The 23,973-nt window shown below is 44.0% G+C and carries 20 protein-coding genes; all 20 read left to right on the top strand.

What is annotated here, in order from left to right:
- The first annotated feature begins 70 nt into the window (after positions 1-70).
- The 20 genes from pbp1b (at position 71) to J1C91_RS10605 (ending at position 23,891) form a co-directional block, all read left to right on the top strand.
- Positions 71-2,485, top strand: coding sequence for a penicillin-binding protein PBP1B (gene pbp1b / locus J1C91_RS10700; RefSeq protein ID WP_002919874.1), 2,415 nt, complete (start codon positions 71-73; stop codon positions 2,483-2,485).
- Between the two features lie 394 nt (positions 2,486-2,879).
- The gene (gene rpoB, locus J1C91_RS10695) at positions 2,880-6,446 is read left to right on the top strand and encodes a DNA-directed RNA polymerase subunit beta (protein ID WP_002919872.1); all 3,567 of its coding nucleotides are present in this window, start codon (positions 2,880-2,882) and stop codon (positions 6,444-6,446) included.
- A 40-nt stretch (positions 6,447-6,486) separates the two neighbouring features.
- The gene (rpoC, locus tag J1C91_RS10690; protein WP_002907455.1) at positions 6,487-10,134 is read left to right on the top strand and encodes a DNA-directed RNA polymerase subunit beta'; all 3,648 of its coding nucleotides are present in this window, start codon (positions 6,487-6,489) and stop codon (positions 10,132-10,134) included.
- Between the two features lie 762 nt (positions 10,135-10,896).
- Positions 10,897-12,054, top strand: coding sequence for a non-hydrolyzing UDP-N-acetylglucosamine 2-epimerase (wecB, locus tag J1C91_RS10685; protein ID WP_002910860.1), 1,158 nt, complete (start codon positions 10,897-10,899; stop codon positions 12,052-12,054).
- Positions 12,047-12,835, top strand: a complete 789-nt coding sequence (locus J1C91_RS10680) for a hypothetical protein (RefSeq protein WP_002896779.1) — start codon at positions 12,047-12,049, stop codon at positions 12,833-12,835. The genes wecB and J1C91_RS10680 overlap by 8 nt, the downstream gene beginning before the upstream one ends.
- A gap of 11 nt (positions 12,836-12,846) precedes the next feature.
- Positions 12,847-12,990: a hypothetical protein gene (locus tag J1C91_RS10675; RefSeq protein ID WP_002896778.1), complete on the top strand. Its 144-nt coding sequence runs from the start codon at positions 12,847-12,849 to the stop codon at positions 12,988-12,990.
- Positions 12,983-14,293 carry a glycosyltransferase family 2 protein gene (locus tag J1C91_RS10670; protein WP_002910859.1) on the top strand — a complete coding sequence of 437 codons (1,311 nt, stop codon included), beginning with the start codon at positions 12,983-12,985 and terminating at the stop codon, positions 14,291-14,293. The genes J1C91_RS10675 and J1C91_RS10670 overlap by 8 nt, the downstream gene beginning before the upstream one ends.
- Positions 14,294-14,301: 8 nt before the next feature.
- The gene (locus J1C91_RS10665) at positions 14,302-15,408 is read left to right on the top strand and encodes a glycosyl hydrolase family 8 (RefSeq protein WP_002910858.1); all 1,107 of its coding nucleotides are present in this window, start codon (positions 14,302-14,304) and stop codon (positions 15,406-15,408) included.
- A 376-nt stretch (positions 15,409-15,784) separates the two neighbouring features.
- Positions 15,785-16,165 carry a DUF1033 family protein gene (locus J1C91_RS10660; protein WP_002910855.1) on the top strand — a complete coding sequence of 127 codons (381 nt, stop codon included), beginning with the start codon at positions 15,785-15,787 and terminating at the stop codon, positions 16,163-16,165.
- A gap of 130 nt (positions 16,166-16,295) precedes the next feature.
- On the top strand, positions 16,296-17,237 hold the full coding sequence (gene comGA, locus J1C91_RS10655) for a competence type IV pilus ATPase ComGA (RefSeq protein WP_002910854.1): 942 nt from the start codon (positions 16,296-16,298) through the stop codon (positions 17,235-17,237).
- Positions 17,167-18,201, top strand: coding sequence for a competence type IV pilus assembly protein ComGB (comGB, locus tag J1C91_RS10650; protein WP_260468941.1), 1,035 nt, complete (start codon positions 17,167-17,169; stop codon positions 18,199-18,201). Before comGA ends, comGB begins: the two co-directional genes overlap by 71 nt.
- Positions 18,201-18,518 carry a competence type IV pilus major pilin ComGC gene (gene comGC, locus J1C91_RS10645; RefSeq protein ID WP_002896769.1) on the top strand — a complete coding sequence of 106 codons (318 nt, stop codon included), beginning with the start codon at positions 18,201-18,203 and terminating at the stop codon, positions 18,516-18,518. The genes comGB and comGC overlap by 1 nt, the downstream gene beginning before the upstream one ends.
- Positions 18,478-18,912: a competence type IV pilus minor pilin ComGD gene (comGD, locus tag J1C91_RS10640; RefSeq protein ID WP_002910852.1), complete on the top strand. Its 435-nt coding sequence runs from the start codon at positions 18,478-18,480 to the stop codon at positions 18,910-18,912. Before comGC ends, comGD begins: the two co-directional genes overlap by 41 nt.
- A gap of 25 nt (positions 18,913-18,937) precedes the next feature.
- Positions 18,938-19,171: a competence type IV pilus minor pilin ComGE gene (comGE, locus tag J1C91_RS10635; protein ID WP_002910851.1), complete on the top strand. Its 234-nt coding sequence runs from the start codon at positions 18,938-18,940 to the stop codon at positions 19,169-19,171.
- Positions 19,155-19,592: a competence type IV pilus minor pilin ComGF gene (gene comGF, locus J1C91_RS10630; RefSeq protein ID WP_002910850.1), complete on the top strand. Its 438-nt coding sequence runs from the start codon at positions 19,155-19,157 to the stop codon at positions 19,590-19,592. The genes comGE and comGF overlap by 17 nt, the downstream gene beginning before the upstream one ends.
- Positions 19,573-19,965, top strand: coding sequence for a competence type IV pilus minor pilin ComGG (gene comGG, locus J1C91_RS10625; protein WP_002910848.1), 393 nt, complete (start codon positions 19,573-19,575; stop codon positions 19,963-19,965). The genes comGF and comGG overlap by 20 nt, the downstream gene beginning before the upstream one ends.
- 81 nt (positions 19,966-20,046) lie before the next feature.
- Entirely contained in the window at positions 20,047-21,012 is a 966-nt protein-coding gene (locus J1C91_RS10620) for a class I SAM-dependent methyltransferase (RefSeq protein WP_002910847.1), read from the top strand.
- Between the two features lie 36 nt (positions 21,013-21,048).
- A complete protein-coding gene (locus J1C91_RS10615; protein WP_002901705.1) occupies positions 21,049-22,242 on the top strand; it encodes an acetate kinase in 1,194 nt (397 codons plus the stop codon).
- Between the two features lie 143 nt (positions 22,243-22,385).
- On the top strand, positions 22,386-23,135 hold the full coding sequence (locus tag J1C91_RS10610; protein ID WP_002910845.1) for a CPBP family intramembrane glutamic endopeptidase: 750 nt from the start codon (positions 22,386-22,388) through the stop codon (positions 23,133-23,135).
- Between the two features lie 117 nt (positions 23,136-23,252).
- Positions 23,253-23,891 (top strand): hypothetical protein, encoded by a 639-nt coding sequence (locus tag J1C91_RS10605; protein WP_002910842.1) that lies wholly within the window; start codon positions 23,253-23,255, stop codon positions 23,889-23,891.
- The last annotated feature ends 82 nt before the right edge of the window (positions 23,892-23,973 follow it).

Raw genomic sequence — 23,973 nt, 5'->3', positions numbered from 1 at the left:
AATAGCAATGATTCCTTGAAATAAATCATAGATATTTGGTATAATGGGAAGATAACAAGGAGAATCAAACTTGGAACAATTAATAGAGAAATTAAAAGAGTTCTGGGGAAAAGCCCAGCAGTTTATCAAAAAAATACATCTTCCAGAATGGAGCAAGAAAATCGGCAGTGGTAACAACGGCTGGTCTATCAGTGATGTTTTTGCTGTTTTCTTGCGGACTTTTAAACTTCTGATGAATATGGCTTTTGTGTTTATCTTCTTCGGTGGCGTAATCGGTGCTGGGATTGGGATAGGCTATGCAGCTAGTCTTTTCAGTAAGGTGGAAGTGCCCAAGCAGGAAGAGCTGGTCAAGCAGGTGAATAATATCTCTGGTATTTCTAAGCTTACCTATGCCGATGGCAGTTTGATTGCAGAAGTGGACAATGATTTGCTCCGCATCCCAGTTAAGAGTGACGCCATCTCTGAAAATGTTAAAAAAGCCGTTATCGCTACAGAGGATGAGAACTTTGAAACGCATAACGGAGTGGTGCCCAAGGCTGTGCTTCGGGCTACGCTCGGTTCAGTTGTTGGAGTTGGCTCGTCTAGCGGGGGGTCAACCATTACCCAGCAGTTGATCAAGCAGCAGGTGGTGGGCGATGCGCCGACCTTCAAGCGGAAAGCGGCGGAGATTGTTGATGCGCTGGCTTTGGAGCGCTACATGTCTAAGGATGATATTTTGACGACTTACTTGAACGTTTCGCCTTTTGGGCGCAACAATAAGGGGCAGAATATCGCCGGTGTGGAAGAAGCTGCTCAAGGGATTTTTGGTGTCTCTGCTAAGGATTTGACAGTGCCCCAGTCCGCTTTTATTGCCGGCTTGCCACAGAGTCCGATTGTTTATTCGCCTTATGCTGCGGATGGTAGTCTCAAGAGTGCAGGAGATATGGCTCTGGGCTTGGAACGTGCCAAGGATGTGCTCTATAATATGTATCGGACGGGCCAGCTAAGCGAGAAAGAGTACAAGGAGTACAAGGACTACGACCTGACCAAGGATTTCAAGCCTTCTGAAAGCTCGGAAAAATCTTCGCATGGCTACCTTTACTACACAGCGATTGAAGAAGCCCAGCAGACCATGTACGAGTACTTGATCCAGCGGGACAATGTTTCCCAGCAAGAGCTGAAAAACAATGATACTGTCAAGGCCTACAAGGAATTGGCTGCTAAAGAACTGAGCGATGGCGGCTATACTGTCACCACCACGATTAACAAGAACATCCACACTGCTATGCAAAATGCAGTAGCGAACTATGGCGGCGTCTTGGACGACGGAACTGGTGCAATTGAAGTGGGAAATGTCCTCTTGGATAATAAAACCGGTGCTGTGATTGGCTTTGTCGGAGGCAGAGATTATGCTTCTAATCAGAACAATCACGCCTTTGATACGGAACGCTCACCGGGTTCGACTATTAAGCCGATTTTGGCTTATGGGATTGCTATTGACCAAGGCCTGATGGGCAGTGCCAGCGTTCTTTCTAACTATCCGACTAACTTTTCAAGCGGTGACCCGATTATGCACGTGGACAGCCGTGGTACAGCCATGATGGACCTGCAAGAAGCGCTCAATACTTCTTGGAATATCCCGGCTTATTGGACTTACCGCGGATTACGCGAAAAAGGTGTCAATGTCCGTGGCTATATGGAAAAAATGGGCTATTACATCGATGACTACAGCATTGAGAGTCTCCCAATGGGCGGCGGGATCGAAGTATCTGTAGCTCAGCACACCAATGGTTTCCAAACCTTGGCTAATAATGGAACCTACCAGAAAAAATACATGGTTGAAAAAATCACAGACCGAGATGGCAAGGTGATTTACCAGCATAAGGCCAATCCTGTTCAGATTTACAGTCCAGCAGCTGCTACGATTATGCAGGAGCTCATGCGGGGAGTTATCAATTCTGGGGCTACTACGACCTACAAATCCAGAATCAGTCAGGTCAATGGAACCTTGGCTGGAGCCGATTGGATTGGTAAGACTGGAACGACCAACACCAACGGTGATATGTGGCTGATGCTTTCTACTCCTAAGATGACTCTGGGAGGCTGGATTGGTCATGATGATAATAGCTCTATGGCGGCGTTGACTGGTTATAACAATAACGCTTCCTACATGGCCTATATGGCAGATGCTATCTATCAGGCAGATCCGAATGCCTGGGGTGTTGGTGATAAGTTCACTCTTGATCCGAGTGTGATTAAGTCTGATGTACTCAAGTCCACAGGGGAAAAGCCAGGTACAGTAACGGTAAACGGCCGCTCTGTTAATCTCAGCGGTCCGACAGTGCCTAGCTATTGGGCTAAAAACGGTGCTCCGACCACGACCTACCGGTTTGGTATCGGGGCATCAGATGCGGATTATCAGAAGGCTTGGTCAGCTATACTGGGCGGTTCTACCTCTAATTCTAATTCAAGTTCCAATTCTAACAATAATCGGCAGGGGAACTAGCGCATCAAGAACAGTTTTTAACTTTTCAGAAAGCGGATGAAATCCTTGCAATTTCTAGCTAAATAAGGTATAATGATAACAATAATTTGTCGTGTGCTTTATTTGAAATATTGTCCAAATAGAAGCTTACAGCAGTTAAATCAAACTTGAATAAGTCAGATTTAGCTGCTCTTTTTGTGCCTATTTTTAGGAAAAACGGGTTACGTAATCATAATTTAATTTTTCTGAAAATTAAACAAAAGGGACTGATTGTGGCTGTTTTGCAGCGTTGTAAATGACAGAGGATTTTTCTCTGAAAACATTTCACAGAACTCGCTCTAAAAAGCGTGAGGTAAAGATATGCTTCTTCTCGCTTTATCAAGGGCTTAGTATCTTATCATAAAGGAGTAAAAACTTGGCAGGACATGAAGTTCGATACGGTAAACACCGTACCCGTCGTAGTTTTTCAAGAATTAAGGAAGTTCTTGATTTACCAAATTTGATTGAAATCCAAACGGATTCGTTCCAAGATTTCTTGGATCATGGTCTGAAGGAAGTCTTTGAAGATGTACTTCCTATTTCAAACTTTACCGACACCATGGAATTGGAATTTGTTGGCTATGAAATCCGTGAGCCTAAATATACGCTGGAAGAAGCACGTATCCACGATGCCAGCTACTCAGCGCCAATCTTTGTAACCTTCCGTCTGATTAACAAGGAAACTGGTGAAATCAAGACTCAGGAAGTCTTCTTTGGCGATTTCCCAATCATGACTGAAATGGGAACCTTCATCATCAATGGTGGTGAGCGGATTATCGTATCCCAGTTGGTGCGTTCTCCAGGGGTTTATTTTAACGATAAAGTTGACAAAAACGGAAAAGTTGGCTACGGTTCAACGGTTATTCCTAACCGCGGAGCTTGGTTAGAGTTGGAAACAGACTCAAAAGACATTGCCTACACTCGTATTGACCGGACACGGAAGATTCCTTTTACCACTCTGGTGCGTGCGCTTGGTTTCTCAGGAGATGATGAGATCTTGGACATCTTTGGTGACAGCGACTTGGTACGCAATACCATCGAAAAAGATATCCACAAGAACCCAATGGACTCCCGTACAGATGAAGCTCTGAAAGAAATCTATGAGCGTCTTCGTCCAGGAGAGCCTAAGACGGCTGAAAGTTCTCGTTCCCTTCTTGAAGCGCGTTTCTTTGATCCGCATCGTTATGACTTGGCAGCAGTTGGTCGTTACAAGATTAATAAGAAACTCAGCGTCAAGACACGCTTGCTGAACCAAACCATTGCAGAGCCATTGGTAGATGCTGAAACAGGAGAAATCTTGGTTGAAGCTGGTACAGTTATGACCCGCAGTGTCATTGACAGCATTGCAGAGCAGCTGGACAATGGTTTGAATAAAATCACTTATATTCCAAACGACTCAGCTGTCTTGACAGACCCTGTAGAATTGCAGAAGTTCAAGGTTGTGGCACCAACTGATCCAGACCGCGTTGTGACTATCATTGGTAACGCAAATCCTTCTGACAAGGTACGGATTGTAACACCAGCTGACATCTTGGCTGAGATGAGCTACTTCCTCAACTTGGCTGAAGGTATTGGTCGTGTGGACGATATTGACCACTTGGGGAACCGTCGTATTCGTGCTGTTGGTGAGCTTTTGGCTAACCAAGTCCGTCTTGGACTTTCTCGGATGGAGCGTAATGTCCGTGAACGGATGTCTGTTCAGGATAATGAAGTATTGACTCCACAGCAAATCATTAATATCCGTCCAGTAACTGCAGCCATTAAAGAATTCTTTGGTTCTTCACAGTTGTCACAGTTCATGGATCAACACAATCCACTGTCTGAGCTTTCTCATAAGCGTCGTCTGTCTGCCTTGGGACCCGGTGGTTTGACACGTGACCGCGCTGGTTATGAAGTGCGGGACGTGCACTATACTCACTACGGTCGTATGTGTCCGATTGAAACGCCTGAAGGACCAAACATTGGTTTGATCAATAACTTGTCTTCTTATGGACACCTTAACAAATACGGATTTATTCAGACTCCTTACCGTAAGGTAGACCGTGAAGCTGGCGTGGTAACCAACGAAATCGTTTGGTTGACAGCTGATGAGGAAGATGAATTTATCGTAGCGCAGGCCAACTCTAAGCTGAATGAAAAAGGTGGCTTTGCAGAGCCTATCGTTATGGGACGCCACCAAGGTAATAACCAAGAATTCCCATCAGACCAAGTAGACTACATGGATGTATCGCCTAAGCAGGTAGTTGCCGTAGCGACAGCATGTATTCCTTTCTTAGAAAATGACGACTCCAACCGTGCTCTCATGGGTGCCAACATGCAGCGTCAGGCTGTGCCTTTGATTGATCCAAAAGCACCTTATGTTGGTACTGGTATGGAATACCAAGCTGCCCACGACTCTGGTGCAGCGGTTATTGCTCAGCATGATGGTAAGGTTACCTATGCGGATGCAGACAAGGTTGAAGTCCGCCGTGAAGATGGTTCTCTTGATGTTTACCAAATTCAAAAATTCCGCCGTTCGAACTCAGGAACTGCTTACAACCAACGTACCTTGGTAAAAGTTGGCGATGTCGTTGAAAAAGGCGACTTTATCGCTGACGGACCTTCTATGGAAAATGGAGAAATGGCCCTGGGACAAAACCCAATCGTTGCCTACATGACATGGGAAGGTTACAACTTCGAGGATGCGGTTATCATGAGTGAGCGTCTGGTGAAAGACGATGTCTACACCTCTGTTCACTTGGAAGAATACGAATCAGAAACTCGCGACACCAAGCTTGGCCCAGAAGAAATTACCCGCGAAATTCCAAACGTAGGGGAAGATGCCCTACGCAATCTGGACGAAATGGGGATTATCCGCATTGGGGCGGAAGTCAAGGAAGGCGACATCTTAGTAGGTAAAGTTACCCCTAAGGGTGAAAAAGATCTTTCTGCTGAGGAACGTCTCTTGCACGCTATCTTCGGAGACAAGTCTCGTGAAGTCCGCGATACCTCTCTGCGTGTGCCACACGGTGCCGACGGAGTGGTTCGTGACGTGAAGATCTTTACCCGTGCTAATGGTGATGAACTGCAATCTGGCGTTAATATGCTGGTTCGCGTCTACATCGCTCAAAAACGTAAGATTAAGGTCGGAGATAAGATGGCTGGTCGTCACGGAAACAAGGGGGTTGTATCCCGTATCGTTCCTGTGGAAGACATGCCTTACTTGCCAGATGGAACACCAGTTGATATCATGTTGAATCCACTCGGGGTACCATCTCGTATGAACATTGGTCAGGTTATGGAGCTTCACCTTGGTATGGCAGCACGTAACTTGGGCATCCATATTGCAACTCCAGTCTTTGATGGAGCAAGCTCAGAAGATCTCTGGGATACAGTGCGCGAAGCTGGTATGGATAGTGATGCCAAGACTATTCTCTATGACGGACGTACCGGTGAGCCGTTTGACAACCGTGTATCTGTCGGTGTCATGTACATGATCAAGCTCCACCACATGGTAGATGACAAACTCCATGCCCGCTCAGTAGGTCCTTACTCAATGGTTACCCAACAGCCGCTTGGAGGTAAAGCTCAGTTTGGTGGACAACGTTTTGGTGAGATGGAAGTTTGGGCCTTGGAAGCTTACGGTGCTTCTAACGTTCTGCAAGAAATCTTGACTTACAAGTCAGATGATGTCAATGGACGTTTGAAGGCTTATGAAGCTATTACCAAAGGGAAACCAATTCCAAAACCAGGTGTGCCAGAATCCTTCCGCGTTCTTGTCAAAGAATTGCAATCTCTTGGTCTGGACATGCGCGTTCTCGATGAAGATGACAATGAAGTAGAACTGCGTGACCTAGACGAAGGTGAAGATGATGATGTGATTCACGTTGACGATCTTGAAAAAGCGCGTGAAAAAGCAGCTCAAGAAGCGAAAGCAGCTTTTGAGGCTGAAGGAAAAGAATAAGAATACACACTGATTAGAAAATGAAGAAAGGTAAGAAATAGTGGTTGATGTAAATCGTTTTAAAAGTATGCAAATCACCCTAGCTTCTCCTAACAAGGTCCGTTCATGGTCTTATGGGGAAGTGAAGAAACCTGAAACAATCAATTACCGAACCCTGAAACCAGAACGCGAAGGCCTTTTTGACGAAGTGATCTTCGGTCCAACAAAGGACTGGGAATGTGCCTGTGGTAAGTACAAACGGATTCGTTACAAAGGAATCGTCTGTGACCGCTGTGGTGTTGAAGTAACCCGCGCCAAGGTTCGCCGTGAGCGCATGGGTCATATCGAATTGAAGGCACCTGTTTCACATATTTGGTACTTTAAAGGAATTCCAAGCCGCATGGGACTCACTTTGGATATGAGCCCACGTGCCCTGGAAGAAGTCATTTATTTTGCGGCTTATGTGGTGATTGATCCTAAGGATACACCGCTAGAGCACAAGTCAATCATGACGGAGCGTGAGTACCGTGAGCGTTTACGCGAGTACGGCGCAGGCTCATTTGTAGCCAAAATGGGAGCAGAAGCTATTCAAGATCTCTTGAAACAAGTGGACTTGGAAGCTGAGATTGCTGTCCTAAAAGAAGAATTGAAAACTGCTTCAGGTCAAAAACGGATCAAGGCTGTCCGTCGTTTGGACGTCTTGGATGCTTTCTACAAGTCTGGCAATAAGCCAGAATGGATGGTTCTCAATATCCTGCCGGTTATTCCGCCAGATTTGCGTCCGATGGTTCAGCTGGATGGTGGTCGTTTTGCGGCTTCTGACCTCAATGATCTCTATCGCCGGGTTATCAACCGGAACAACCGTTTGGCTCGTTTGCTTGAACTCAACGCCCCTGGTATCATCGTTCAAAATGAGAAGCGGATGCTTCAAGAAGCGGTTGACGCTTTGATTGATAATGGTCGTCGGGGCCGTCCGATTACAGGACCAGGCAGCCGTCCACTTAAGTCTCTGAGCCACATGCTCAAAGGAAAACAAGGGCGTTTCCGTCAAAACTTGCTGGGTAAACGGGTTGACTTCTCAGGTCGTTCCGTTATCGCTGTTGGTCCTACATTGAAAATGTATCAATGTGGTGTGCCGCGTGAAATGGCGATTGAACTCTTCAAGCCGTTTGTGATGCGGGAAATCGTTGCTCGCGATATCGTGCAGAACGTTAAAGCTGCCAAACGCTTGGTAGAGCGTGGAGACGAGCGTATCTGGGATATTCTGGAAGAAGTGATCAAGGAACACCCAGTGCTTCTTAACCGCGCACCGACCCTTCACCGTCTGGGAATTCAGGCCTTCGAGCCAGTTCTGATTGATGGTAAAGCTCTTCGTTTGCATCCGCTGGTCTGTGAAGCCTACAATGCTGACTTTGACGGTGACCAAATGGCCATCCACGTACCATTGTCAGAGGAAGCCCAAGCTGAAGCTCGTATCCTCATGCTGGCTGCTGAGCACATCTTGAATCCGAAAGATGGTAAGCCAGTTGTAACACCATCTCAGGATATGGTCTTGGGGAACTACTACCTGACCATGGAAGAGGCTGGCCGCGAAGGCGAAGGCATGATTTTCAAGGATATGGATGAGGCGGTCATGGCCCTCCGTAATGGCTATGTTCACTTGCATACTCGTGTTGGTATCGCAACGGACAGTCTTAATAAACCTTGGACTGAAGACCAGAAGCATAAGATTTTGATTACAACTGTTGGTAAAATTCTCTTTAACGCGATTATGCCAGAGGAATTGCCTTACTTGCAAGAGCCGACTAATGCTAACTTGACAGAAGGTGTGCCAGCTAAGTACTTCTTGGAGTCAGGACAAGACATCAAGGAAGTTATTGAGCAGCTTGAGATCAATGTTCCGTTTAAGAAGAAAAATCTTGGTAATATCATTGCGGAAATCTTTAAACGCTTCCGTACAACAGAAACATCTGCTCTTCTTGACCGCTTGAAGAACTTGGGTTATCACCATTCTACTTTGGCTGGTCTGACAGTAGGTATCGCTGATATCCCAGTTGTCGAAGACAAGGCTGAGATTATTGAAGAATCCCATAAGCGTGTTGAACAAATTACTAAACAATTCCGCCGCGGTATGATTACTGATGACGAACGCTACAATGCAGTTACTGCTGAGTGGCGGGCAGCTCGTGAGAAATTGGAAAAACGTCTGGTTGCCAACCAGGATCCGAAGAACCCTATCGTTATGATGATGGACTCTGGAGCCCGGGGTAACATCTCTAACTTCTCTCAATTGGCCGGTATGCGTGGTCTGATGGCTGCGCCAAATGGACGTATCATGGAATTGCCAATCTTGTCTAACTTCCGTGAAGGGCTGTCCGTTCTGGAAATGTTCTTCTCTACCCACGGTGCTCGTAAGGGTATGACCGATACGGCCCTTAAGACTGCCGACTCAGGTTACCTGACTCGTCGTCTGGTTGACGTTGCCCAAGATGTGATTATCCGTGAAGATGACTGTGGTACAGATCGCGGCTTGCTCATCACTTCTATCACAGAAGGCAAGGAAATGATCGAGTCTCTGGAAGAGCGCCTAAATGGTCGTTACACTAAGAAAACAGTTAAACATCCAGAAACTGGTGCTGTCATTATTGGTCCAAATGAATTGATCACCGAAGACAAGGCACGTGAAATCGTTAATGCTGGTGTTGAAGAAGTGACAATCCGCTCCGTCTTTACATGTAACACCCGCCACGGTGTCTGTCGTCACTGTTACGGTATCAACTTGGCAACGGGTGATGCGGTTGAAGTCGGTGAAGCAGTCGGAACCATCGCTGCTCAATCTATCGGGGAACCTGGTACACAGCTGACCATGCGTACCTTCCACACGGGTGGTGTTGCCTCTAATACCGATATCACGCAAGGTCTCCCTCGTGTCCAAGAAATCTTTGAAGCCCGCAATCCGAAAGGGGAAGCGGTCATCACTGAAGTCAAGGGTGAAGTTACTGCTATCGAAGAAGATGCATCTACTCGTACCAAGAAGGTCTTTGTTAAAGGCCAAACTGGCGAAGGTGAATATGTGGTACCATTTACAGCCCGCATGAAGGTTGAAGTGGGTGACCAAGTCTCTCGTGGTGCTGCCTTGACTGAAGGTTCTATCCAACCTAAGCACTTGCTAGCTGTCCGTGATGTCTTGTCTGTTGAAACTTACCTGCTTGCTGAAGTACAAAAAGTTTACCGTAGCCAAGGGGTAGAAATCGGTGACAAACACATCGAGGTAATGGTTCGTCAAATGATTCGCAAGGTGCGCGTCATGGATCCAGGAGATACAGATCTTCTTATGGGAACTCTCATGGATATCACAGACTTTACAGATGCTAACCGTGATGTGGTTATCTCAGGTGGTGTGCCTGCGACAGCTCGTCCAGTCCTCATGGGAATCACTAAGGCTTCCCTTGAGACAAACAGCTTCTTGTCTGCAGCTTCCTTCCAGGAAACAACTCGTGTCTTGACAGATGCTGCTATCCGTGGTAAGAAAGACCACCTGCTCGGACTCAAGGAAAATGTTATCATCGGTAAGATTATCCCAGCTGGTACTGGTATGGCCCGCTATCGCAATTTAGAGCCTCAGGCTGTTAATGAAGTTGAAATTATCGACGAAGTGACAGAACTGCCAGGTGGATTTGAAACTGAAGAAAATATTGTTCTTAAATAAAGAACTTTCCCTCCCGATTTTCGGGAGGGATTTTTTGTTGTAGCCGATAATTTCTTGCTAGCTACTAAATACCATCCTATAATATACTTAGAAAGTTGTTTTTAAGCTCTCCTTTATGGATAAACAACTATAGAAGAAACACTCGAGATTTTCTATTTCAGTTTTTCTATGATGCAAGATGCCATATTTATTTTTAATCAGGGAGGTAGCTGGTTTTTTGTAGTATGATAGCGCTAGGTTATACTATTTTAAAAATCCTAAAATAGTAGGAGAGGCAGGTTTGAAATTTAAAAAAAGAGGAGGTTGGTTTTAATGGTAGTGGTCGAAGATTGTAGAGAACAGTAGCTGGCATTTATCTAGCCAGCTCATTCATGAAGGGAGGATTTTGAAATATAAAGAATAGAAAACAATTAGATTACAAATAGAATAATATTTTATTACAATGAATAAATATTAAAAAATATAGGCAAAAACCAAGAAATTCTGCATAAAACAGGACTTTAAGCCTATAAGTTCTTTCCTTTTTATTTATTTTTTTGAGAAAACCGAAAAATTTCAGTAATTTTAAGTTACAGTTAAGTTAAGAAAATTAAAATAATCTTAAATAAGTTACCAACATGTAAATTACTATTAAGAAAGTATAAAATAATAGTTCATGCTTTGATTATTGAAACGCTTGATGGTAAAATAACTAAGGTTACTTAAAACAAACATTTTTTAGTAAAAAGTTAATATAACAATGTTGATTTTTGGTGAGGAAAAATGAAGAAAATTAAGGTAATGGTTGTTTTTGGAACTCGTCCAGAAGCAATTAAGATGGCTCCACTGGTTATTGAACTGAAGAAGCAGGCAGACTTGTTTGAGACGACAACAGTTGTGACTGCTCAGCATCGTCAGATGTTGGATCAGGTACTTGAAACTTTTAAGATTAAGCCTGACTATGATTTGGATATTATGGGGAAGAATCAAACCCTGACAGATATTACTGTCAAGATCCTGCATAAGCTAGATGATATCTTAAAGGAAAACAAGCCAGATATTATGCTGGTGCACGGTGATACGACAACGACCTTTGCAGCTAGTCTTGCAGCGTTTTATAATCAAGTTCGTATCGGCCACGTAGAAGCTGGGTTGCGGACTTGGAATAAATACTCTCCTTTCCCAGAAGAAATGAATCGTCAGATGACCGACTCTTTGACCGACTTGTATTTTGCACCAACAGAACAGAGTAAGGCTAACTTGCTCAAGGAAAACCATCCAGCAGAAACAGTTTTTGTGACAGGAAATACAGCTATCGACGCTCTCAAGCTGACCGTCCAGGCTGATTATCAGCACGAGGTGCTTGACCGTATTGATCCAGCTCGCAAGATGATTTTGGTGACCATGCATCGCCGGGAAAATCAAGGTGAGCCGATGAGGAGAGTCTTTCGAACTCTACGGCAGATTGTAGATGCCCATGATGATGTGGAAATTGTCTATCCCGTTCACCTGAGCCCAGCGGTTCAGGAAGCGGCTAGAGAAATTCTGAGTGACAATGAGAAAATTCATCTGATTGAGCCTTTAGACGTGTTGGATTTCCATAATATCGCAGCTAAAAGCTACTTCATCATGTCAGACTCAGGCGGAGTACAAGAGGAAGCACCTTCCTTAGGTAAGCCTGTACTGGTACTTCGTGATACAACAGAGAGACCAGAAGGAGTTGAAGCCGGCACCTTGAAGCTGGTCGGTACAGAAACTCAAGCAGTAGCAGAGGCAATGGAAGCCCTGCTGACAGATGAGTCACTTTATCAGGAAATGGCCCAAGCCAGCAATCCGTATGGTGACGGTAAGGCTTCTGAGCGGATTGCTCAAGCTATTGCCCACTATTTTAAGCAGACGGCTAGGCCGGAAGAATTTAAGACAGGAGTAAAGAATGTTTAGGAAAAAAGGACTAGAAAAATCATTAGCCGTCTTTGTACTGGCAATTGGACTAATTCTTTTCTACAGTTGGAATTTTGCAGCTAACATATTTTATATCGGAATCGCGCTGATTTTATTAGGTATTTTTAGTGTCTTTGTCCTATCTGATCTCTTGGTGACATGGGCTATGATTCTGGGTGTGGTTATCGCAACTTTAATCTTGCTCTTTGATGTAACCTATCTACCGGACAATCAGGTTCTCTTCTTGCTTTACGTCTTCCCTGTCAGCGCTTGGCTGACCAGCCGAGTGAATTTCTATCTCCATCAGCGCTTGGGATTAGTGCAGGATGACAGTGAAGATGCTGCTGAGGCTTATGAAGAAATGGTTCAGAAAGTAAATCAGAAACAAGCTCCAGCCTTTCAGGCTTTGCTGGTCCATTGGGCACACAATCATCATTTTTATCAAATTCACTCTCGGGAGTACAAGCGGATGCTCAAGAGAATTTTACGACTGCTTAACTGGGACTTCCAGAATGTAGAAACAGTTTACTATGTATCCAATGGTAACTTTCTCGTTCTGGTAGAAGATCTGGATCAGGAAGTCAAGGAATATTTCCAAGAGAAAGTGCGTGACGATTTAACGATGATGCACTTTGAGAATAAGAAAACTGACCAAAAAATTCAGTTTCAGTCCGGCAGTTTAAAATTGAACGCTCAAAACATTGACAAATTCCATAATTTTGATGACGCTTTGAGCAATCTGGAGCGTCAGCTTGAAACCGACATTATCGTAGAATACTAGGAGGTAAACACATGTCTTTAACAGAAGTATTTTTTATCATCTCTATGGTGCTAAGTATCTTTTTTGCTATTAGCTTTTTGGTCCTCTTCATTTATTATCTGGTTATTTACAATCGGGTCAATAAAAATTTTAGGGCGGTGACTCGTCATGATTAGTCAACTTATTATGATTGTCACTCTGTTCTCCATCTGGATGTCTCTGGCTTGGGCTTTGGTTATTCTATGCTCTTCCGTGCATTTCTGGATGAAACGCAGTGACTTCAACGTGGATACCAGCCCATTGGAACATTATCCTATGGTTACAGTCGTTGTCCCAGCCCACAATGAAGATGTGGTTATCGCTCAGACAACTAAGGCCATTCTGGATTTGGACTATCCTCATGACCGAGTGGAAGTGCTGCTCTTTGCGGACAACTGCTCGGACGATACCTATCAGGAAATGCTGAAAGTACAGGCGATGCCTGAGTATGCTGGACGCAATGTTATAATTACAGATCGTACTGGTACGGGAGGTAAGGCAGGGGTGCTGAATGATGCCCTGAAGATGGCCAAAGGTGAATATATCTGTGTCTATGATGCGGATGCCATGCCAGAAAAGAATGCCCTCTACTTCCTAGTCAAGAAAGTCTTAGAAGATCCAGAACGTCACGTTGCTTCCTTTGGACGCAATAAGACCCGCAATGCCAACCAGAACTTCCTGACTCGCTGTATCAACCAAGAAATCGTTGTGACTCAGCGTGTTTACCACGTAGGTATGTGGCATCTCTTCAAGATTGGACGGATTCCAGGTACGAACTTCTTGATTAACACGGAGTTTGTTAAGAGTATTGGTGGTTGGAAAAACGGTGCCTTGACAGAGGACACGGAAATTTCCTTTAAGATTATGCAGAGCGGCAAGCTGATTGCCTTGGCTTATAACTCAGAGGCTTTCCAGCAAGAACCTGAGACCCTCAAGTCCTACTACTTGCAGCGTAAGCGCTGGGCTAAGGGAAATTACGAGGTGGTTATTGACAACTTCAAGCATCTCTTTAGCGGCGGTAACTGGCGCGTGAAACTGGAAGTGTTTAATTATTCTTGTATCTTCTTCTGGTTCAATCTGGCGATTGTCTTATCTGACTTGGTTTTCTTTGCCAATGTAGCGGCGATGATTACCCAGCTCTTTATCCCGGATGTGCGGATTCCTTTCGCTTTTGATGCTCAGAATATCTATATCGTCCAGCTGATGCTCTTTAACTGGCTTCTGATGATTTTGCTTTATCTTTTGCAGATCAATATCGCCCTGGCTTCTCAGTTTGGACAGGCGACAACCAAACAGATTTGGCTGGCCCTTGTGTCCTATTTGACTTACTCTCAGCTCTTTATCGTTGTCTCTTTAGATGCAGTAGGATCTGTTATCTTGGACAAGATTTTGAAGCGGAAAGAAACCAAGTGGGTTAAAACAAAACGATTTGCAGGTTAGGAGAAAGTGTGAAAAGAACAAGATTAAGATTTATTTGGTTTGTGATAATTCTGGCTGTCTTGGCTAGTATCCTCTTGTACACCCGCATGGGCAGTACTCCTAATATCAAAAAGAAGATATACAGCCAATGGTCTAAAGAATATGTCGTAACCAAGGACAAATTGTCTTATATTAGGACGACAAACAGTAAGACTGAAGATGTTGTGCTGTCTGAGGCACAGGGTTATGGCATGGTGATTGCTGTGGATGCAGCTAAGCAAGGCGATGCCAGTTCTTCTGATTTTGAAAAGCTCTACCAATATTATCTAGCTCATCGTCTGAAAGATACCCAACTCATGTCTTGGAAGCAGACGATTAAGGACGGGAAGAGCAATCATGAAGACGAAAACAATGCTACAGACGGCGATCTCTACATTGCCTATGCTTTGATTCAGGCGGCTAAACAGTGGCCGGACAAGGCTAAAGAATACCAAGCTCAGGCTCAGGCTATTCTGAAAGATGTCTTGGCTTATAACTATAATGAAAGCAATGGCGTTTTGACGGTTGGGAACTGGGCAAATGCAGAATCGAAATTTTATAATCTCATGCGGACTTCTGATACCTTGCCGCAACAGTTCCAGGCTTTCTATGAGTTGACCAAAGATAAGCAGTGGCTGACAATCCGAGATAATATGCTCAGCAAACTTGAAGCAATCAGCGCTGATAACAAGACTGGTTTGATACCAGACTTTATCTGGGTTGAGGGTGACAAAGTTCGGGCTGCTGAGCCTGATACAGTAGAGTCTGCAAATGATGGCTATTATTCTTATAACGCTTGCCGCCTCCCTTACAACCTGGCTCAAAGCAAGGATGAAAAAAGTCAAAAAATGCTGAAGAAGATGTTGAACTTCTTCCTCAATCAAGAAAAGATTTATGCTGGTTATAATCTGAAAGGCAAGGCTCTCAATAGCAATCAGGCTGGCAGCTTTACTGCTCCAGTATTCTATGCGGCTAATAACAACATTGAATTCCGCAAATTAGTTCAGCAGAATAAATATCTCTTCATGCAAGGTTTGCCGTCAGACAATTACTATGACGCAGCTGTGACTACAATGATTGCTTTAGAAACTTTATAATGCAGAAACAAGCAAGATGAAAATTTTGCTTAAGATCATGCAGACAATAGGGTGGGACAAAATGACATTTGTCTCACCTTTTTTGAATAAAAAGATTGAGGTTTATTTCACAAACCGTTAAAATAGAAAGCCTGTGTTTATGTTAAATCAGGACTTACTCAGTTTCTAGATGTTGAGAAGTCTGTCATATGTTCAAATGGTCCGACACTATTTGTTCGCATGGTTAAGAACACTATCCATGAGGTTACTCTTCATATTATGAAGAGCGATGTGCTTGTCTCTGTTCCAATAAAGTTCTTGTTTTCTGATTTTGAGCAAAATAGTTTTGTTCGTCAAAGAATTCATATATAATATACGGTACAAAGAGAGGACGAGTATGTATTGTGTAATTGAGATGTACGGGGACTATGAACCGTGGTGGTTCCTGGATGGCTGGGAAGAAGATGTCGTTGCAAAGAAGCACTTCGATGATTATTATCAAGCCCTTAAATATTATAAAAGCCGTTGGCTGCAAATGGCAGACCAGTCACCTTTGTATAAGAGCCGCAGTGATTTGATGACAATTTTTTGGGATCCGGAGGATCAGCGCTGGTGCGAGGAGTGCGATGAGAATGTTCAGCAATACCACTCTCTGTTTTTGCTGGAGAATGAGTGCAAGATTCCTAAAAGCAAATACCGCCCGGGCTATACTAAGCAGAACGGTCTTGAAAAGCACCGAGCTTGCTCAACTAAACTAAAATCCGCTAAGCCTCTTTAAATCGACAGAATATATTTTGCAAATCTGATAATAGAGCAGCAGAAGAGACCTAACTTGTTAGAAGTTAAGTTTCTTCCGCTGTTTTTTTCTTTTTCTGGATTTTTTGCGAATAGTAAGGTGAGGAGGATGTATGGTTCAAGAAATCGCAAAAGAGATGATTAGGCAGGCTCGAAAAGAAGGGGCGCAGGATATTTACCTCATTCCTAAGACTACCTGCTATGAGCTTTATATGAGGATTGGTGATGAACGTCGCTTTATAAAGGCTTATGATTTTGAGCTTCTGTCAGCGGTTATCAGCCACTTTAAGTTTGTCGCAGGTATGAATGTTGGAGAGAAGCGCCGCAGTCAGCTGGGGTCTTGCGATTATGACTGTGAGGAAGCCAAGGTTTCAATCCGGCTGTCAACAGTTGGTGATTACCGTGGTTTTGAAAGTCTGGTCATCCGACTTCTGCATGATGAAGACAGGGAGCTACGCTTTTGGTTTGAGCAATTGCCGGAGCTACGCAAGAAAATTCAGGCTCGCGGTCTCTATCTTTTCTCGGGTCCAGTCGGCAGTGGCAAGACGACTTTGATGTACCATTTGGCTCAGCTTAAATTTTCTGGTCAGCAAGTCATGTCAATTGAAGATCCGGTTGAGATTAAGCAAGAGGCTATGCTGCAGCTGCAGCTGAACGAAACTATTGGCATGACTTATGATAGTCTGATTAAGCTGTCTCTGCGACATCGGCCGGATCTCTTGATTATAGGGGAAATCCGTGATAGAGAGACAGCTAGAGCAGTGGTTCGGGCAAGTTTGACTGGAGCTACGGTCTTTTCAACGATTCATGCTAAGAGTGTTCGAGGTGTCTATGAGCGACTTTTGGAATTGGGCGTTAGTGAGGACGAGCTAAGAATGGTGCTACAAGGTGTTTGTTACCAGCGTTTAATTGGGGGAGGAGGTGTCGTTGATTTTGTCAGTCAAAATTATCAAGAGCACGAAGCCGCAGTCTGGAATCAGCAGATTGATCAGCTTTTTGCAGAAGGACATATCAGTGCTGAGCAAAGGCAGACCGAAAAAATTGTCTACGCCTAAGCAAAAAAAGATTATTGAGCTCTTTCATAATCTCTTCAGCAGCGGTTTTCACTTAGCAGAGATTGTAGACTTTCTGAGGCGAAGTGCCTTGCTGGAGGAGGCTTATGTGGCAGAAATGCGGGCAGGCTTGTCAGCTGGTCAGTCCTTTTCAGAGATTGTCAGTCGGCTGGGATTTTCTGACAGTGTTGTAACCCAGCTGTCCTTATCTGAGCTGCATGGCAATCTGACTCTAAGTCTAGGCAAAATTGAGGCCTATCTGGAAAATCTATCCAAGGTTAAGAAAAAATTGATAGAGGTGGGGACCTATCCTCTCATGCTGCTGGGCTTTTTGGTCCTTATCATGCTGGGATTGCGCAACTATCTTCTGCCTCAATTGGACAGCCAGAATCTAGCTACTCGGCTGATTAATCACCTGCCTCAGATCTTTTTGTGGAGCAGCCTTGCTTTAGCTGTCTTGGTTTCAGTGGCTCTCTTTTACTATCGAAAGTCATCAAAGATTCGTTTTTTCAGCAAACTAGCAGCTCTGCCTTTTATTGGACGTTTGGTCCAGGCCTACTTGACTGCTTATTATGCTCGTGAATGGGGAAATATGATTGGTCAGGGCTTGGAACTGAGTCAGATTTTTGCGATTATGCAGGATCAACCGTCCCAACTCTTTCAGGAGATCGGAGCAGACATGGCTGCCGCTTTGCAAGCTGGTCAAGGCTATGCGGACAAGGTGGCTAGCTATCCATTCTTTAAGAAAGAATTGTCTTTGATGATTGAGTATGGTGAGGTCAAGTCCAAGTTAGGTAGCGAACTGGAAGTCTATGCCGAAAAGACCTGGGAGGAATTTTTCCTACGTATCAATCGGGCCATGAATTTCATTCAGCCCCTCGTATTTATTTTTGTTGCCTTAGTGATTGTTTTACTCTATGCGGCAATGCTCTTGCCCATTTATCAGAATATGGAGGTTCATTTATAATGAAAAAACTTAACACCTTAAAAGTTCAAGCATTCACCCTTGTGGAAATGCTGATTGTCTTGCTGGTTATCAGCGTTCTCTTGCTGCTCTTTGTTCCTAATTTGACCAAGCAAAAAGATGCTGTTTCAGATACAGGAACTGCAGCGGTGGTCAAGGTGGTAGAAAGCCAGGCGGAGCTTTATGAACTGAAGAATACCAATGAAAAGGCTAGCCTGAGCAAGCTAGTCAGCGCAGGAAATATCAGCCAGAAGCAGGCAGATTCATATAAGGCTTACTATGGAAAACACAGTGGCGAAACTCAAGCGGTTGCCAATTAAGGCTTTTACCCTGCTGGAAAGTCTCCTCGTTCTTTTTGTTGTTAGTTTTCTACTACTAGGATTATCTGGATCGGTGAGGGCTGGCTTCAATCAGGTTCAAGAGCAACTCTTCTTTTTAGAATTTGAGCGGCTCTATCAGGAGACGCAGAGGCTGAGCTTAGCTGGGCATGAGAAGCTTTCTCTGGAGATTTCAGGACGGCAGATTTCCAATGGCTATCAAGAACTGGATTTTCCGCAAACTTTGCAGGAACATGAGCAGCAGGTCATTCTGTTTGACCGGGCTGGTGGGAATTCATCACTCAGCAAGATTATTTTTCAGACGGAGGACAGGACAGTTGTTTACCAGCTTTATATGGGCAACGGAAAGTTTAAAAAGACGACATCTTCAGGCTAGCATTCTGCTGGAAGCTCTGGTGGCCATGGCAGTTTTTGCGGCTATTGCCAGTCTGCTTTTGGGACAGATTAGCCAGTCTCGTAAAGAGCAGCAGATCCTTCTGCAGCAGGAAGAGGTGCTTCGGGTAGCTCGTATGGCCCTGCAAACAGGACAAGAAGAGCTTCATATCAATGGAATTGCTGTGCGTCAGCTTAAGACAGATAAGCAGCTGCTAGTCTATCACGAAGGGGAGGTAGTCATCCGTGTCCAAAAACCTTAAAGTCAAAGCCTTTACTCTCTTGGAGGCTTTAGTAGCCTTGCTGGTTCTCAGTGGCGGGGTGTTAGTCTTTCAGGCTATGACCCAGCTCTTATCTTCAGAACTGCATCAGCAGGAGAACAATCAACAACAAGAGTGGCTTTTGTTTGCCGACCAACTGGAGACGGAGCTTTCGCGAAGTCAATTTGATAAGGTTGAAGACAACAAAATCTACATCAGACAGGATGGCAGGGACTTGGCTCTAGGGAAATCCAAGGGCGATGATTTCCGTAAAACAGATAAGAGCGGTCGAGGCTACCAGCCGATGATTTATGGTTTGGAAGCAGCTGACATCCGTCAGGAAGGTAAGCTTGTCCATCTTCATTTTCGCTTTGAAAAAGGCTTAGAGAGGGAGTTCGTCTATCGTGTGGAAGAAGAAAGTTGAGGCTGGGATTTTACTGTATGCGCTGCTGATGGCCGCAGTCTTTAGCCTGCTCCTGCAGTTTTATCTCAACCGTCAAGTCAGCAGTCAGCGTTTGCAGCTTTTCAACAGGGAAAGGACGGAAGCCTATGCAATGGCAGTTCTGACAAAAGCTACAGCCAAGGATGATAGCGGTGAGATGGAGTTTGAGCAGGGCAAGGCTGTCTATCGCAGGCAAGGGAAGGAACTGGAAATCAGCAGTCAGCTCAGCAGCGGTCATTCCTATTCTTTTACTTTTGTCATTTCTAAGAAGGATGAGGATAAAGCTAAGGAAGACAAGAAAGCAACTGACAAAAAGGAGAGAGCGGTTTCGGACAAAGCTGGTAAGTCGGACTAATATAACTGTAAAATCTTTGTAATTTTATATATCTTGGAAAGGTTCCTTATTTTTGGTATGATAGGATGAACGGAGGATTCCATGAATTTTGAAAAGATAGAACAAGCTTATACTCTGATTCTCGAAAACGTCCAGAATATCCAAAACGCTCTGTCGACTAATTTTTACGATGCTCTGATTGAGCAGAACGGCATTTACCTAGATGGAGATACGGATTTACAAGAAGTTCTGGCCAACGATGAAAAAATCCGCGCTCTGCATTTGAACAAGGAAGAGTGGCGGAGAGCTTATCAGTTTATCCTGATGAAGGCTGCCCAGACGGAGCCCATGCAGGTCAATCATCAATTCACACCTGACACAATTGGTTTTCTGATTACTTTCTTATTGGACCAGCTAGCTCACGGAGAGGAAGCTGATGTATTAGAAATCGGCAGCGGAACAGGAAATTTGGCTGAGACTATTCTCAATCATACCCAAAAGAAGATTGACTACTTAGGTCTGGAGCTAGATGATTTATTAATTGACCTTTCTGCTAGTATTGCAGAGGTTATGAATTCTAAGGCTCACTTTGCTCAGGGGGATGCAGTTCGACCTCAGGTTCTGAAAGAGAGTGATATCATTATCAGTGATTTACCGGTTGGTTATTATCCAGACGACAGTATCGCCTCCCGATATGAAGTGGCTAGTCCGGATGAGCACACTTATGCCCATCATCTTCTGATGGAGCAATCGCTCAAATATCTGAAGCCAGGTGGTTATGCTATATTTCTGGCGCCAAATGATCTCTTGACCAGCGCTCAAGCTCCTCTGCTGAAAAAATGGCTCCTCGCCAAGGCTCAGTTTATTGCGATGATAACCTTACCAGAATCTATTTTCTCAAGCAGCAAGCATGCTAAAACTCTTTTTGTCTTGAGGAAGCAAGAAGCGAATAACATTCAGCCTTTTATCTATCCTCTGCGGGATTTGCAGGATCATGATGAAATGTTTAAATTCCGTCAAAGTTTTCAAAACTGGTACAAAGATAGTGAAATTCAAACAAAATTTTGATATAATGATTTTGAAAACGCTTAAAGAGGTGAAGAAATGTCGAAAACAATTTCTATTAATGCAGGAAGTTCAAGCCTAAAATGGCAACTCTACTTGATGCCGGAAGAAAAGGTCTTGGCTAAGGGCTTGCTGGAACGGATTGGTCTCAAGGATTCTATTTCAACAGTGAAATTTGATGGCCGTTCAGAAAAGCAGGTTCTTGATATTGCAGATCACACGCAGGCCGTAAAAATTTTGCTGGATGATTTGAAACGCTTTAATATCATTGAATCTTATGATGAAATTACCGGTGTGGGCCATCGTGTTGTGGCTGGCGGTGAACACTTTAAGGATTCAGCCCTCGTTGATGAAGAAGTGATTCAAAAGGTAGAGGAGTTGTCTCTTCTAGCTCCATTGCATAATCCAGCCAATGCTGCAGGCATCCGTGCTTTTAGAGAAATTCTGCCAGACATTACCAGCGTGGTAGTCTTTGACACCTCTTTCCATACAACTATGCCGGAAAAAGCTTATCGCTATCCGATTCCGACTAAATATTACACTGAAAACAAGGTCCGCAAGTACGGAGCTCACGGTACCAGCCATGAGTATGTAGCCAAGGAAGCTGCGAAAGTTTTGGGTCGTCCGATTGAAGAACTCAAGCTTATCACTTGCCATATCGGTAACGGAGCTTCTATCACAGCAGTTGATAAAGGCGTTTCTGTAGATACATCTATGGGATTCACACCACTTGGCGGTGTCATGATGGGAACGCGTACAGGGGATATCGACCCTGCCATCATTCCTTACCTGATGCAATACACAGATGACTTTAATACTCCGGAAGATATTAGCCGCGTCTTGAACCGTGAGTCAGGCCTGCTGGGAGTTTCTGAAAAGTCTAGTGATATGCGTGATATTCATGAAGCAATGCGGGCAGGTGATGCCAAGGCTCAATTAGCTAATGACATTTTTGTGGACCGGATTCAAAAATACATTGGTCAGTATCTTGCTGTCTTGAATGGAGCTGATGCTATCATCTTTACCGCAGGAATTGGTGAAAATTCTGTGACCATTCGTGAACTGGTTATTAATGGTATTTCTTGGTTTGGCTGTAACGTAGATCCAGAAAAGAATGTGCGTGGTGCAGAAGGGGTGATTTCCAGTCCTGATGCTAAGGTCAAAGTCTTGGTTATCCCGACTGACGAAGAATTGGTCATCGCGCGTGATGTCGAGCGTTTCAAAAATCAATAAATTAAGAAAATCCAAAAGCTCAGTTTGACTGGGCTTTTTGTAAGCTTTAAGAAAGGCTTTTCTTGGTTGTTGGCCTTGTAAAAACTGAGCGATTCTATCTCATAGTCACTATCAGCACTTGTTCTCAATACTTGATATACAAAATGCTTGCAGTTAAGAATTGTCTATACAAAAAGAGAAAATTGAGCTATACTAGGAGGGAAAAGGAGGAAGATATGAAAGCGATTCTAAAAAAATTAGAGTACATTCTACTGACTCTGTTTGTCTTATTTCTCAGCCAGATACCATTTATATTTATCCGACAGATGACGTCTTCTGAGAAGAGTTTTTCAGTTGGACAGACTATCTTTGTGCTGGTGGTGTATCTTTTGATTATCTTTTTTGTTCTGAGAATGGCTAAGCAAGAAGAACTGCTGAGTTTAGACTTTAGCTTCTTCAAATGGTCTTCGTTTGGTTGGTTAGCTGTTTCTAATGTTGTCATGATTGGGGTCAACATGTTGGGAGCAATTATTATGCTGCTGGAAGGTCAAGCTATTTCCACTGCTAATCAGGATGCCTTGAATGCTTTATTTCAGCATGTACCCAAGATTTTATTAGTGGTAGGTGCTGTGATTCAGGCTCCTATCTTGGAGGAAGTAGTCTTTCGTGGCTTGATTCCTCAGAAGATTTTTACCAAGCATTATGTTTGGGGATTGGTTGTAGGAGTTATTCTTTTCGGTCTTTTTCATGGTCCGACCAATATCGGCAGTTTTGTTATCTATGCAGGTATGGGTGCTGTTTTAGCTGCTGTTGCTTACATATTTAAGCGTTTGGAAATGTCTATTTTGGCACACATGCTGAGAAATGGAGTTGCAGTACTCATCATGATACTGACAGGTTTGGTGAACAAGTAGGAAAGCAGAGAATATCTGCTTTTTTTGTCATTTGAGGCACAAATTAGGACATTTGAGGGGATTTCTCCCAGCTTGCTCTTACTTCTTCTATAATGATAAGGGAAGAATGGAGAGAATATGCTGAAACTAGAGAAAATCATTCAATTGTTACTACTGGCTATGTTGACTCAGACGGGACTGCTGCTCATGCTTCATCCAATGCCTCATCGCTTGGTCTTTAGTCAGGCTAATCTGCTTTTTATGGTGGGCTTACTGGGATTGCTTTTTTGTTGTGCCTTTTATTTTTCCAGAGAACTTCAGGAAATCAAAGGTTCTCTGCGTCAGTCAAGAAACTATCGAGACTTGCTTTTCTTGTATTTTTTGATGATTTTGGTCAATGCTGCGGGGGTTCTTCTGCTGTGTGGCAAGGAGGCGCAGTCAGGACAGGCGGTGGAGCAGATGCTGACGGAGAGTTTTCTGTCATCTTCACTTTTGCTTCTGGGGATTGACATCGCCGTTTTATCCCCTGCAGCACCGAAATTTATTGACAGTGACTCCTCTCTTCGCTATCGGAAGAGCTGGGGGATTGCACTAGGTTTGCTCTGCTTTTCCCTTGCGAAAAATCTTCAGGAAACTCTGTGTTTTCTTTCCTATCTGCTTTTGGGACTAGTCTTTGCCCATCTCCTCAGGCCTTATTTTCAGCGTTTGGAGCTGTCTATGCTGGCCCATATTCTCAGAAATATGATTATTCTCAGCCTTTTACCCTTTTGCTTTTAGAAAGTGTTTTGTCAAATAGAAGAATTATGGTAAAATGGTAAATGAAACAAGGGGCTAGATGAGGTCTTCTTGTGAAGTCGAG

This window comes from Streptococcus sanguinis (assembly GCF_050222175.1).
Lineage (GTDB): Bacteria > Bacillota > Bacilli > Lactobacillales > Streptococcaceae > Streptococcus > Streptococcus sanguinis_M.
This window is presented reverse-complemented; position numbering and strand designations above follow the sequence as displayed.

What these genes read in the sequence shown, in the direction of transcription:
- wecB (WP_002910860.1), top strand. Translation starts at nt 10,897, where the DNA reads ATGAAGAAAATTAAGGTAATGGTTGTTTTTGGAACTCGTCCAGAAGCA.
- J1C91_RS10675 (WP_002896778.1), top strand. Translation starts at nt 12,847, where the DNA reads ATGTCTTTAACAGAAGTATTTTTTATCATCTCTATGGTGCTAAGTATC.
- J1C91_RS10670 (WP_002910859.1), top strand. Translation starts at nt 12,983, where the DNA reads ATGATTAGTCAACTTATTATGATTGTCACTCTGTTCTCCATCTGGATG.
- J1C91_RS10615 (WP_002901705.1), top strand. Translation starts at nt 21,049, where the DNA reads ATGTCGAAAACAATTTCTATTAATGCAGGAAGTTCAAGCCTAAAATGG.
- comGA (WP_002910854.1), top strand. Translation starts at nt 16,296, where the DNA reads ATGGTTCAAGAAATCGCAAAAGAGATGATTAGGCAGGCTCGAAAAGAA.
- J1C91_RS10660 (WP_002910855.1), top strand. Translation starts at nt 15,785, where the DNA reads ATGTATTGTGTAATTGAGATGTACGGGGACTATGAACCGTGGTGGTTC.
- comGC (WP_002896769.1), top strand. Translation starts at nt 18,201, where the DNA reads ATGAAAAAACTTAACACCTTAAAAGTTCAAGCATTCACCCTTGTGGAA.
- J1C91_RS10610 (WP_002910845.1), top strand. Translation starts at nt 22,386, where the DNA reads ATGCTTGCAGTTAAGAATTGTCTATACAAAAAGAGAAAATTGAGCTAT.
- J1C91_RS10680 (WP_002896779.1), top strand. Translation starts at nt 12,047, where the DNA reads ATGTTTAGGAAAAAAGGACTAGAAAAATCATTAGCCGTCTTTGTACTG.
- comGE (WP_002910851.1), top strand. Translation starts at nt 18,938, where the DNA reads ATGGCAGTTTTTGCGGCTATTGCCAGTCTGCTTTTGGGACAGATTAGC.
- J1C91_RS10605 (WP_002910842.1), top strand. Translation starts at nt 23,253, where the DNA reads ATGCTGAAACTAGAGAAAATCATTCAATTGTTACTACTGGCTATGTTG.
- J1C91_RS10620 (WP_002910847.1), top strand. Translation starts at nt 20,047, where the DNA reads ATGAATTTTGAAAAGATAGAACAAGCTTATACTCTGATTCTCGAAAAC.
- comGD (WP_002910852.1), top strand. Translation starts at nt 18,478, where the DNA reads ATGGAAAACACAGTGGCGAAACTCAAGCGGTTGCCAATTAAGGCTTTT.